The organism is Mesorhizobium sp. M4A.F.Ca.ET.050.02.1.1 (genome assembly GCF_003997725.1).
Classification (GTDB): Bacteria; Pseudomonadota; Alphaproteobacteria; order Rhizobiales; family Rhizobiaceae; genus Mesorhizobium.
Genome location: NZ_RZSG01000138.1, coordinates 1 through 10,797, shown reverse-complemented (window position 1 = coordinate 10,797; position 10,797 = coordinate 1). Strand labels below are relative to the sequence as shown.

The window sequence follows — 10,797 nt, the reverse complement described above, 5'->3', positions numbered from 1 at the left end:
CGCCAGAGCAACCTCGAGCGGGTGCGCTGGCGCAACCGAGCGACCGGCGCCGATGAACAGGAAGAGATGGCGGATCGGCCGCGTCGTCTCGGCGCCGACCCCAACACGGACTGGCTGGCGAAATGCAACGTGGCGCTCGACGCCAAGGGTTTTGTCCGCACCGGAGCGGAGGTAGCGCCGCGACATGGCCTGATGGAGACGAGCCGCAGTGGCGTGTTTGCCATCGGCGACGTTCGCTGCGGCTCGATCAAGCGCGTCGCCGCCGCCGTCGGCGAGGGCGCCCAGGTGGTGGCGGCGCTGCATGCCTATCTTGCGCAGAACGGCGGCGGCGTTCAATCCGAACCGGCGAGGAGATCGTAATGGACGAATGCCGGCACACGAGCGACATCAAGGACGTCACGCCGAGCGCGCTCGGCTGCGAGGAATGCCTGAAGAGCGGATCGTGGTGGGTGCATCTCAGGCTCTGCCGCACCTGCGGCCATGTCGGCTGCTGCGACGACTCGCCCAACCGCCACGCCACCAAGCATTTCCACGCCACCAGCCATCCGGTCATCGAGGGCTACGACCCGCCGGAAGGCTGGGCATGGTGCTATGTCGACGAGGTGTTCATCGACCTTGGCGACCGCACGACGCCGCAGAACGGGCCGATCCCGAAGTTTGTTTGAGTTTTTTGCGCCGGCCAAGGTGGCGGAACATGTCGATGGCGGTTTAATGACGTGATGAAGGCCAAGCTTCCAGACAAAGCCCGCAAGAGCCTGTCCGTCGCTCGCATCGAGCCGAGAGAGGTGATTGAGCGAACGCTAATCACGGTCACGCCAGCAGCCTACGCTCAGTTTGACGTCCAGCTTGATGCGCCTCCGAAGCCCAACGAGAGATTGCGCAAAACGATGAACGCCCTCTGCCTTGGAAGGATGAATAACAATCTCGCGACGAAACCGCCCTACTTCACCGAACTGGTGACGGTGCGGTCGAGGGCGCCGGGATCGCGGTTGTTGCCGGCGAGCGCGCCGATGATCAGAAGGCTGACGATGATCGGGACAAACAGCATGGCGACACGCGCCTGGACGTAGAAAATGGCGCGCCATTCGTTGCGTTTTTCGGGGTCGTCGTTCATCGCGCTCACTCTGTCCTGCCTCCCGAGGCGGGAGATAGTAGCGAAGCGTTAAACAACCCCTTCCGAATCCGTTAACTCGCGAATTTCGAACGGTCTGCCGCGGCGCGAAAGTTCGTGTCGACAAGACCGCTGCACGCTGTTGGCGCCAATGCTCAGCTCGGCCAACCGGATCAACTGATCGGCAGGGCAAACAGCCTGCCTCCGGCCGGCACCACGTCGTCGATGCCGGCAAGCCGCAGGCAGTGCCAGGCCATGGCGTGGTTGGACGAGGTGACGGGAATGCCATGCGCTGCTCCAGCGCCGCAACGGCCTCGGCGACGCGCAGGCTGGTGCAGGAGATGAAGATCGCGTCCACGCCGGGCACCGCGGCCATGCGCTCGGCCGCCGCCTCGATCGAGGCGAGCGAGATGCGGGCGGCCTCGCGGTCGTCGCGCCGGTCGAAGGTGGCGACAGCGGCGATGTCGAGGCCCCGGCCGGTGAAATAGGCGACCAGGCCCCGGTTGATCTCGGGCGCGTAAGGCGTCAGCAGGCCGATGCCCCTGACGCCGAGCGCCTTGAAGGCGGCGAGCGCGCCGGTGACCGGCGTGGTGCAGGCGACGCCGGGCCGCGCCTTGCGGATCTCGGCGAACACGGCTTCCTCGCCCAGCGTCATGGTCGCCGAGGTGCAGCCGAAGCCGACGACGTCGAGCGGGATGCTGGGCAGGATCAGGTCGACGGTCGGCGCGATGCGCGGGCCGATGGCGCGCAGCGTTTCCGGCGTGATGTCGTTGTCGTTGAAGAGACGCGCCTCGTAGAAGGCGACGCCGGGAATGCGCACCAGCGCGCGGAACTCGTGCTCCAGCGTCTGGTCGGTGGCGAGGATCGCAAGCCCGATCGCCGCGCGCGAAGCGAGGCCGCCGTCGATCTCCGAGGGCAGAACGCCGAGATCGACAGGTTCCGAAGCGGCGAGGGGCGCGGCGGCAAGGTTGGCGGACATGGCGTTCCCTTTCTTGTCAGAGCGGGATCGATCCTGCTCTCAGTTCAAAAGTCCATCCATCGAAATCGCCGGCCGGCGCCCGCCGATCAGGTCGGCGGTGATGCGGGCCGAGCCGTGCGACATGGTCCAGCCGATATGGCCGTGCCCGGTGTTGAGGTAGAGGTTGCGCAGCCGCTGCTGTCCGAACTCCGGCAGGTTGTTCGGCGTCATCGGCCTGAGGCCCGCCCACATCTCTGCGCGGTCGTAATCGGCGCCTTCCGGGTAGAGCTCCTCGGTCACGCCTTTCATGAAGGCGAAGTCGGCCGGTCTGTGGCCGGTGTCGTAGCCGGCGAATTCGGCCGTGGCGGTAACGCGCAGGCGGTCGCCGAAGCGCGAAATGGCGACCAGATTGTGCTCGTCGACTGAAGCGATGGTCGGCGGCTGCGGGCGATTGCCGATGGGAATGGTCAGCGAATAGCCCTTGATCGGATAAATCGGCAGGCTGATGCCGACGGCCTTGGCGATCAGCGGGCTGTAGGAGCCGAGCGCCAGCACATAGGCATCGCCCTTGAAGACGCCCTTGTCGGTCCGCACCTGCGCGACGCCGTCGCCCGAGGTCTCGATGCCGGTGATGGTGGTGCCGGTGCGGATTTCGCCGCCGCGCCCGGCGATCTTCGCCGCCAGTGCCCGGGTGAACTTCGCCGGGTCGCCGGTCTCGTCGGTCGGGCAATAGATGCCGCCGGCGATCTTTCCCCGCGCCGAGGCCAGCGACGGATCGAGTGCCACGACGCCCTCGCGATCCAGCAGCCTGATCTCCTGCCCGTCAGACTCCAGCAGCTTCATATGCTCGACGCCTTTGTCGAGCGCCTGCTGGCTGCGGTGGAAATACAGGATGCCGCGATCGTTGCGATCGTAGTCGATCGCCTCGTCGGCAATCACCTCGCGCAGCACGCTCTGCGAATAGGCGGCAAGGCGATGCTTGAGCAGCGTGTTGCGCCTGGCCTTTTCCGCCGTGCACTCCATCAGGAAGCGCCACGACCAGCTGTAGAGCCTGGGATCGGCCGACATCCTGAAGCGCAGCGCCTGGTCCTTCAGCACCAGCGATTTCAAAAGGATCATCGGCGCTTTCGGCGAGGACCAGACGAAGGAATGGCCGGGCGCGATCATGCCGGCATTGCCCCAGCTGGTCTCGGCGGCGACTTGCGGCTGGCGCTCGATGAGCGCCACCTCGTGCCCGTCCTTCTGCAGCTGGTAGGCGGTGGTGACGCCAACCACGCCGCCACCCAGCACGATCACGCGCATGACGCCTCCGGAGATCGCAAAGCGGGGGCAGTTTAGTGAGGAATCGGGATTTGCAAAGGAGGAAGCCGCCAGACTGGCTGGCGTGGCCCAGCAACTAACTTGGACCGACACAATTTGGTCGGTTCGTGCTTCCGTGGGTCGTCTGTATCAGAGTGCGCTACAGCTTTTCCAGTCGCAAAGTGACCGCCTTCGGCATCGTGAAGTTTCCATCTCGGCCACCGGAAGTGTCGAAACAACAGTGATTCGCCGAAGAGCTTACGTTCACCTGAAAGGTTACCTTGCCTGCCGGCAATGAATACGTCCCCCCATTGTTGTAGAAATTAGGATTGAGCAGATTGGGTCCCTCAATGGTATCCATCTGATTGGCTTGCGTAATATCAAGCGTAGCCGACTCGCCGTTCAGCTTCGCAACGACCAACGCCAGCGAGTAGTTTGCGCGTAGGGGCGAATCCGCCGTCGGCTTGATGCTTACGGTCACTCTGTATTGGCCGGCTTGTGTCGGAAGAGGGCAGGCCCAATTCGCAGAGCCTGGGACGCCAAAACTAGGCAACGGGTCGGATGTTTCGCTAATGTTGCACTCCGCAGCGAGACGGTCCTCCGGGGGAATCGTCTTCGGGAGGGCTGTCAAAACAACTACGTCGCCAGCACCCGCTGCGGCAGCATTGACAATTAGCTGCTCGTCGTCTCCGCCTGGTTTCGGGCGCCTTACCGTGATGAGTTGAGTGTCGGCAGTCAGGGATTTGGGAAGCCCTTTGGCGCGCTTCGCCGCACTACCAGACCACTTAACTTTGATCGGGTTCGGCATTTTGCCGGAAGGATTGTATATAACCCTGAAGGTCACCTCGTTTTTCGTGGCTCTCTCGGGAATGATCGACACTGCTCTGCGCTGAGAAGCAGCCTCTTCTTTAAGACACGCCTGATATGCCGCCAATGAATTATCGTCGAGGCCCGTCCAGGCTATGTTCGTGAAAGATTGCTTAGTGAGCGATTCGTTACTGTTATTGCTCAGCGTCTTAATATTCTGCTGAAATCTGCTCCAATCGGCTCCCATAGGAACGCCATATATCACGGCGTTCGCGCCAGCAGACTGCTTTATAGTATCGTACTGGCCCTGGCTGACGTTCCTTGCAGAACGCCAGTCGCTGTACGCAAAATCCACTTTGCTGTAGGTAGCAATGACGAGAGCTGTGTCGCAGTCGGCTGCGAAAGCACTGCTAGAAAGAGGCCACAAAAGTGAGCAAAAGAAGCTTATCCATAGCTTAGCCAAATTACCCTCCCCCCGATGAGCAACTACGTATTAAGGCATCACTCCACCTTTGTTTGCAAGGGCTGCCGACAAATATTCGCCGACCTGATGATCGCGCTGGCATAACGCAGAGGTGTGCCGATGCTCCGAGCGCTTCCTTTAGCCCAGCGCCTGCTCCAAATCCGCGATCAAATCATCCCCATCCTCGATGCCGGCCGAGAGCCTGACCAGCGAATCCGATATCCCGATCGCGCCGCGCTTCTCCGCCGGGATCGAGCCGTGCGTCATCAGCGCGGGATGCTCGATCAGGCTTTCGACGCCGCCGAGGCTTTCGGCCAGCGTGAACAGCTGCGTGCGCTCGAGGAAGCGTTTCGTGCCGGCAAGGTCGCGGTCGAGATCGACCGAGATCATGCCGCCGTAGGCGTGCATCTGGCGTTTGGCGATTTCGTGCTGCGGGTGGCTGGCGAGGCCGGGATAGATGACGCGGCGCACGTCGTTACGACTTTCCAGCCACTCGGCGATCTTCAGGCCGTTGGCGGAATGGCGCTCCATCCGCAGCGCCAGTGTCTTGATGCCACGCAGCGCCAGAAAGGAGTCGAACGGGCCGGAGATGGCGCCGATGGCGTTCTGCAGGAATTTCAGCCGGTCGGCCAAATCCTGGTTGTCGCCGACCACGGCGACGCCGCCGACCATGTCGGAATGGCCGTTGAGGTACTTCGTCGTCGAGTGGACGACGATGTCGATGCCGAGCTCGAGCGGGCGCTGGATGTAGGGGCTGCAAAAAGTGTTGTCGGCGACGGTGAGCAGGCCCTTGCGCTTTGCCAGCGCCGCCACCGCTTCGAGGTCGACGATGCGCAGCAGCGGGTTGGTCGGCGTCTCGACCCAGAGCAGTTTCGTCTCCGGGCGGATGGCGGCCTCGACGGCGGCAAGGTCGGTGAAGTCGGCGAAGCTGACCTGCAGCCCGGCCGAGCGCTTGCGCACCCGCTCCAGCAAGCGAAACGTGCCGCCATAGATGTCGTCGGTGGCGACGATATGGGCGCCGGCATCGAGCAGCTCCAGCACGGTCGAGATCGAGGCCAGGCCGGAGGCGAAGGCGAAGGCTTTGGTGCCGCTTTCGAGATCGGCCACGGCGCGCTCGAAGGCGAAACGGGTCGGGTTCTGGCTGCGGGCGTATTCAAACCCCTTGTGCACGCCGGGCGACTGCTGGCCGTAGGTGGAGGTGGCGTAGATCGGCACCATCACCGCGCCGGTCGTCGGGTCGTGACTCTGGCCGCCATGGATGGTGCGGGTCGAAAAGGCCAGGCGGTTCTTGCCCGGTGTTCCGTGTACGGTCATCTTGCGCGGCGCCTCAGATGGTTGATCAGGTCGATGCGGGTTATCAGGCCGATGAACTCCTCGCCGTCGAAGACGATGGCGACCTCGTTACGGTCGAAGACAGGCAGCAGCGCATCGAGCGTCTGATTGGCCTGCAGCGTGTGCAGATTGGAGGTCATGGCGGTGCGCACCGGACCGTTGAAGCGGTCCCAGCGACCGTCATAGGGGCCGTCGACCTTGGCCAGAATGTCGCCCTCGTCGACGATGCCGACCAGCTTGCCATTGTCGAGCACCGGCAGTTGCGAGACATCGGAGCGGCGCATGCGGCCATAGGCATTGAGCAGGCTTTCCTCGGGGCCGACCCAGACCGTGTCGCCGGTGCGGTGCGAACGCATGACGAGGTCACGCAAATCGCCATGCTGTTCCTGCTCGGCCAGGCCCTGCTCGGCCAGCCAGAAATCGTCGAAGACCTTCGACAGGTACTTGTTGCCGCTGTCGCAGACGAAGGTGACGACCCGCTTGGACACCGTCTGCTCGCGGCAATAGCGGAGCGCGGCCGACAACAGCGTGCCGGAAGAGGAGCCGGCCAAAATGCCTTCGCGGGAGAGAAGATCGCGCACCGCCAGCATGCTCTGCTTGTCGGGGATGGAATAGGCCTTCCTGACCAGCGACAGGTCGGCATTGGGCGGTACGAAATCCTCGCCGATGCCTTCGACGGTCCAGCTGCCGGCCTCTTCCATCTTGCCGGTCTTGATCAGCGGCGCCAGCACCGAGCCGACCGGGTCGGCCAGCACCATCTCGGTCTTCGGCGAATGTTTCGCGAAATAGCGGCCGAGCCCGGTCAGCGTGCCGCCGGAGCCGACGCCGACCACCGCCGCGTCGACATCGCCGTCGAGCTGGGCGAGGATTTCCGGGCCGGTGGTGGTCTCGTGCGCCAGCGGGTTGGCCGGATTGGCGAACTGGTTGGCATAGAAGGCGCCGGGCGTTTCGGCGGCGATCTTCTCGGCCATGTCCTGATAATATTCGGGATGACCCTTGCCGACATCGGAACGGGTCATGCGCACCTCGGCGCCGAGCGCGCGCAGATGCTGGATCTTCTCGCGCGACATCTTGTCGGGGACGACGAGGATTATGCGGTAGCCCTTGGGGATGCCGACCTGGGCAAGGCCAAGGCCGGTATTGCCGGCGGTCGCCTCGACTATTGCGCCGCCGGGCCTGAGCTTGCCCTGCCGCTCGGCGGCGGCGATCATCGACAGCGCGATGCGGTCCTTGATCGAGCCGCCGGGATTCTGGCTTTCGAGCTTGATGAACAGCCGGCACTTGCCGGTGTCGAACTTGGTCAGCTCGACGATGGGCGTCTGGCCGATCAGGTCGAGCACCGACGCATAGGGCGGACGCAGGCGGGAGAGGGTGCTCTCGGGCGGGGCACTGGCGGGTGCGGCTTTCCTGTGCTCGCTCATGTCAGGCGCTCCATTGGTCAAAACCTAGCGTCTTTTCCAGCCGATCGCAGCCGGAAAGAAGATAGACCGTGCCAATCAAGTGGCCAGACGGGGAATGAAATTCCTCCCGCTGCGTTCGTCATCCTCGGGCCTGATCCGAGGATCCTGGATGGGCTTCGGCTCGTCGCGAAGATTCATGCGAGAAGGATCGCCAGCGCTCGTTCCATGCTGGCTGCTCAGATGCGCGAGCGGATCGCCCAGCCGAGCCCGAGCAATCCCACCAGCATCGTCAGTATTCCGATATAGAGCCATTGCGTCTGGCCGGTCATGAAGCTTCCCCGGACAAGACCCAGGCCCTGAAGGGACCAGAGCAGGCCGATCGCCAGCACGATCAGGGCCAGCACAAACCGCATCAATCGCATCGGTGGAATTCCCTTCGCAAGTCGATCGTCAACTCAGTCACGGCAGCAATGAAAGAGCGGAAGGAAGCGATCCAATCGTGTCCCTCTGTACTTGCGTATTGATGCCCGATCCAGCCAGACACGGCCAGAAGACCGGCGCGAATGATCATCGAGAATACGCCGCGCAAGGCGGGAAGACTCATGACAAACTGTTTCCCGGCGACTCCAAACGTGTGCCATTGCCATGGAACCGCCAGATGACGGCCGCATTTCCTGCCTTAATTGCTTCATAACGGCTGGGGTCTGTCCAAACGGAGCCATTCCCCAAAGATGATGAAGACAAAGCAAACCGCGCTTGTCGCGGTAACGGTAGCGGCTGGCCTGATGGTCGGCGCCTCCACCTCCTCCGCCGCCGCCCAATGCGGCCGCGCCTCCTGGTATGCGCTGCACTCGCGCACTGCTTCCGGTGAACGCATGAACCCGTCGGCGCTGACCGCCGCGCACCGCACCTTGCCCTTCGGCACCAAGCTCAAGGTGACCAACAAGAACAACGGTCGCAGCGTCGTGGTTCGCATCAACGACCGCGGCCCGTTCATCAAGGGGCGCGTGCTCGATCTCTCGAAGGGCGCGGCCAACCAGCTCGGCTTCATCGGCTCGGGCCACACCGCCGTGTGCATGGCGCGCGTGTGATATGTCTGACATGTCCGGCAAGAGGGCCGGACATGTTTCCTACACACTTCGGCAACGCACAGTGAGCCGGCTGCCGCCCGTCAAGGCGGATTCTCAACGCCTTGGTCGAAAGAAGCATTGATCATTCGACATGACGTATTGCATCGCAACAATATGTTGTTAACCTCGCCGCGAGACATTTGAGGCTCGGCGCTGCACGCGTTCTTGGGTCGCAAGCAGCAGCGGGGTCCTTGATGTACTACCAGCTCTACGAATTGAACCACGCCGCGCTGCAGCCAGCCCGCGTCTATGCCGACGCGGTGCGGATGTTCTACACCAACCCGCTCAATCCGATCGCGCACACGCCTTGGGGCCGCTCGGTGGCGGCAACCGCCGAACTGTTCGAGCGCACCACGCGCCGCTACGGCAAGCCGCAATTCGGCCTCGACAAGACCGTGGTCGACTGGAAGAGCGTCGACGTCAGCGAAAAGACCGTGTGGTCAAAGCCGTTCTGCAACCTGATCCGTTTCGAGCGGGCCGTTCCCGCCGGCCGCAAGCCCGATCCGAAGCTGCTTATCGTGGCGCCGATGTCGGGACACTACGCGACGCTGCTGCGCGGCACGGTGGAAGCGATGCTGCCTTATGCCGACGTGCACATCACCGACTGGGTCGATGCCCGCATGGTGCCGCTTGCCGACGGCAGCTTCGATCTCGACGACTATATCGACTACATCATCGAGATGTTCCATGCGCTCGGTCCCGACACCCATGTGATGGCGGTGTGCCAGCCCTCGGTGCCGGTGCTGGCGGCGGTGGCGCTGATGGAAAAGCGCGGCGACCCCTTCGTGCCCTCGACGATGACGCTGATGGGCGGGCCGATCGACACCCGCCGCAATCCGACGGCGGTCAATTTGCTCGCCGAGGAAAAGGGCAGCGGCTGGTTCCGCGACAACGTCATTATGCAGGCGCCGTGGCCAGTGCCCGGCTTCGGCCGCGAGGTCTATCCCGGCTTCCTGCAGCTTTCGGGCTTCATGAGCATGAACCTCGACCGCCACATCATCGCTCACAAGGACTTCTTCATGCACCTGGTGAAGCATGACGGCGACAATGCCGAGAAGCACCGCGACTTCTACGACGAATATCTGGCGGTGATGGACCTGACGGCCGAATTCTACCTGCAGACGGTCGACACCGTGTTCGTGCGCCATGCCTTGCCGAAGGGCGAGATGATGCATCGCGGCAATCCGGTCGACACCTCGGCGATCCGCAACGTCGCCCTGTTCACGGTCGAGGGCGAGAACGACGACATTTCCGGCCTCGGCCAGACCCAGGCCGCGCACGATCTGTGCGTCAACATCCCGGCCGACCGGCAGGCCCACTACATGCAGCCGGCGGTTGGCCACTACGGCGTCTTCAACGGCTCGCGCTTCCGCTCCGAGATAGTGCCGCGCATCGTCGACTTCATCACCAGCTACGGCCGCCAGATGCGCGTTGCGGCGAAGCCAAGACTTGTGCGCTCGGCCAAGGGCTGAGCGAGGCGGGGAGTTCGGGACGCCGTCACGGCAGCCTTCAGCGCGCCCGGATCGTCCTGTTGCACAAGTGCCGCTGTCAGGATCGCGGAAGTAACCATGCCGCCAATCAGGCCAGACTCGTAATTGACACGGACTGTAAATCGCCCTTAACGTTTCGTTAACAACAAGGGCGAACGGGGACAATGATTTCCTCACCGATGGCACGGACGCTGCGCTTGTGTGCGGTCGCAGGGCTGGCGATTTCGGGATTGTGGGCGGCGCCCGCAGTCGCCGCGGGAGCGATGGTGACCGGCGGCCTGACCTCTCAGCCGATCGGACACTACGATTTCTGCAAGGCAAATCTCGGCGAATGCTCGATCCGGCCGGCCAATCTGGCGCCGGCCAAGATGACCGATGCGTTCCTGCGCAAGCTCGCCAGCATCACCGCCAAGGTCAACGCCGCCGTCAAGCCGATGAGCGACTACGACATTTACGGCAAGGACGAAGTCTGGGCCTTTCCCGACAAGGGCGTCGGTGACTGCGAGGACTATGTGCTGGAAAAGCGCCGCCAGCTCTACCGCATGGGTGTGTCGCTCGCCGATCTGCTGATCACCGTCGTGCGCAAACCCGATGGTGAAGGCCACGCGGTGCTGACTGTGCGCACCGACAGGGGCGACTATGTGCTCGACAATCTGAACGACAAGGTCAAGGCCTGGGACGAGACCGGCTACCGCTTCCTCAAGCGCCAGGCGATCGACAACACCGGGCGCTGGGTGTCGATCCGTGGCGGCCAGCAGGTGCTGGTCGGCGCGGTGCAGTAACCGACGATTGAGTCTGCATTCCAAG

Annotated in this window: 10 protein-coding genes and 1 pseudogene; 5 read left to right on the top strand and 6 right to left on the bottom strand. The window is 63.2% G+C overall.

Annotated elements, in window-relative coordinates; all coding sequences use genetic code 11:
* Positions 1-360 (top strand): annotated as a pseudogene (locus EOA33_RS12285) (NAD(P)/FAD-dependent oxidoreductase); the annotation flags it as partial.
* A complete protein-coding gene (locus tag EOA33_RS12280) occupies positions 360-665 on the top strand; it encodes a UBP-type zinc finger domain-containing protein (RefSeq protein WP_126057302.1) in 306 nt (101 codons plus the stop codon). The pseudogene EOA33_RS12285 and the gene EOA33_RS12280, both read left to right, overlap by 1 nt.
* A gap of 135 nt (positions 666-800) precedes the next feature.
* On the opposite strand, the gene EOA33_RS40440 is transcribed toward EOA33_RS12280, so the two are convergent.
* The 6 genes from EOA33_RS40440 to EOA33_RS12240 all read right to left on the bottom strand — a co-directional run bounded on the left by EOA33_RS40440 (position 801) and on the right by EOA33_RS12240 (position 7,792).
* On the bottom strand, positions 801-2,090 hold the full coding sequence (locus EOA33_RS40440) for a hypothetical protein (RefSeq protein ID WP_245455296.1): 1,290 nt from the start codon (positions 2,088-2,090) through the stop codon (positions 801-803).
* A gap of 39 nt (positions 2,091-2,129) precedes the next feature.
* Entirely contained in the window at positions 2,130-3,371 is a 1,242-nt protein-coding gene (locus EOA33_RS12260) for a D-amino acid dehydrogenase (RefSeq protein WP_126057304.1), read from the bottom strand.
* Positions 3,372-3,528: 157 nt separating this feature from the next.
* Positions 3,529-4,638, bottom strand: coding sequence for a hypothetical protein (locus EOA33_RS12255; RefSeq protein ID WP_127405737.1), 1,110 nt, complete (start codon positions 4,636-4,638; stop codon positions 3,529-3,531).
* A gap of 138 nt (positions 4,639-4,776) precedes the next feature.
* Complete coding sequence (locus EOA33_RS12250) at positions 4,777-5,952, bottom strand: cystathionine gamma-synthase (protein ID WP_126057306.1); 1,176 nt, start codon at positions 5,950-5,952, stop codon at positions 4,777-4,779.
* Positions 5,949-7,391, bottom strand: a complete 1,443-nt coding sequence (locus EOA33_RS12245) for a pyridoxal-phosphate dependent enzyme (protein WP_127405736.1) — start codon at positions 7,389-7,391, stop codon at positions 5,949-5,951. The genes EOA33_RS12250 and EOA33_RS12245 overlap by 4 nt, the downstream gene beginning before the upstream one ends.
* A 215-nt stretch (positions 7,392-7,606) precedes the next feature.
* On the bottom strand, positions 7,607-7,792 hold the full coding sequence (locus EOA33_RS12240; protein WP_126057308.1) for a hypothetical protein: 186 nt from the start codon (positions 7,790-7,792) through the stop codon (positions 7,607-7,609).
* 309 nt (positions 7,793-8,101) lie between these two features.
* On the opposite strand from EOA33_RS12240, the gene EOA33_RS12235 reads away from it, so the two are divergent.
* The 3 genes from EOA33_RS12235 to EOA33_RS12225 all read left to right on the top strand — a co-directional run bounded on the left by EOA33_RS12235 (position 8,102) and on the right by EOA33_RS12225 (position 10,772).
* Positions 8,102-8,461, top strand: coding sequence for a septal ring lytic transglycosylase RlpA family protein (locus EOA33_RS12235; RefSeq protein ID WP_126057309.1), 360 nt, complete (start codon positions 8,102-8,104; stop codon positions 8,459-8,461).
* A gap of 233 nt (positions 8,462-8,694) precedes the next feature.
* Positions 8,695-9,972: a polyhydroxyalkanoate depolymerase gene (locus tag EOA33_RS12230; RefSeq protein WP_126057310.1), complete on the top strand. Its 1,278-nt coding sequence runs from the start codon at positions 8,695-8,697 to the stop codon at positions 9,970-9,972.
* A gap of 182 nt (positions 9,973-10,154) precedes the next feature.
* Entirely contained in the window at positions 10,155-10,772 is a 618-nt protein-coding gene (locus EOA33_RS12225) for a transglutaminase-like cysteine peptidase (protein WP_126057311.1), read from the top strand.
* The last annotated feature ends 25 nt before the right edge of the window (positions 10,773-10,797 follow it).